The following is a 1,298-nucleotide window of genomic DNA, read 5'->3' on the forward strand; positions in this document are numbered from 1 at the left end:
AAGCTTTTTCTGTTCAGCCTCGACAGTGGTATCAACCTCCACGACAAAAGGCTCTTTTTCCAGGCGCTCTTTTACACTCAATGCAGCAGCCTGTATATCCTCGTAGGGAGTCAGTTTGTCACCGTACAATTCAGCGACCAAGGTACTCAATACCGGGGGCCCTGGTGGCACTTCCACCACTCTAACCAATACACCTTCTTTATTAAAAGACTTAAGCAAGTCTCTTAAACGCAGCACCACGCCATGAGACTGATGCTCTCTTTCTGCTTTATCGAGTAAGGTCAGCCGCAAGTCTGCCTGATAAGGCATCGTGCGTTGATAGTAACGGCGAACCATACCATTAAAATCGATAGGCGAAGCCACCCCCACAAAGGCGGCTGAAGCGAGTACTTCGTTTACTTGCGTCACTTGTAAGGAGATCTGCTTAGCCAAACTCGCTGTCTGTTCCAAGGTCGCTGACTCTGGCATATCGATAATAATCTGCACTTCATTTTTATTATCAAAAGGCAGAAGTTTTAAGGGAACCCAGCGCATCATAGGTAACATGGCTGCAGCTAGGAATAAGATCAGCACAGCCCATAAGACCCATTTTGCTTTTCTCCGATCATTCAAAAAGGGAGAGAGAACACGTCGGAAAAAAGGGCTCCCGCTATCAGCACGACTGTCCTCACCCTGTTCAGCAACAATGGCCGAAGGTTTCAGAAGTTTACTCGCCAACCAAGGCGTCACTAAAAATGCCACCAGCGTACTGACGCCGACGCTCACTGGCACATTGAAAGCCATCGGCGCCATATAGGGCCCCATCATTCCGGTAATGAAGGCAAGCGGAATAAATGCCAGGACGATAGTGATGGTCGACATTATCAAAGGCACTTTGATTTCTGATATCGCTGCAACAATTTGAGAGGCCGTACCAGGGTCCTGGCTTCCATCTTTGCCACGCAGCTTCTTTTTCAAATATCGTTCAATGTTATCGACACCAGTAATCGGGTCATCGACAAGTAAACCTAGTGATAGAATCAAAGCAAATAAGGTCACACGGTTAATGGTATAACCAAAAGCCATATCCAAGGCCAAGGTCACCCCGTAACTAATGGGTACCGCAATACCAACAACTAAAGCAGGGCGCCAGCCAAGGAAAACCGCGATAAACACCACCACGGTAAAGACCGCAAAGGCCAAGCTACTCGTTAGGTTATCAACCTTCTCATTCGCCGTTGCACCGTAATCACGTAGCACTTCTATGCCGATACTTGTCGGCAATAAATCTGACTTTAGCGCTGCAATAAGCTTATGAA

Annotated in this window: 1 protein-coding gene; it reads right to left on the minus strand. The window is 47.4% G+C overall.

Annotation, left to right across the window (positions count from 1 at the left end; translation table 11 throughout):
• Nucleotides 1-1,298 (minus strand): efflux RND transporter permease subunit (locus A3763_RS00340; RefSeq protein WP_197482646.1); only part of this gene is annotated, 1,298 nt, incomplete at both ends.

It is taken from the genome of Oleiphilus sp. HI0128, assembly GCF_001635365.1.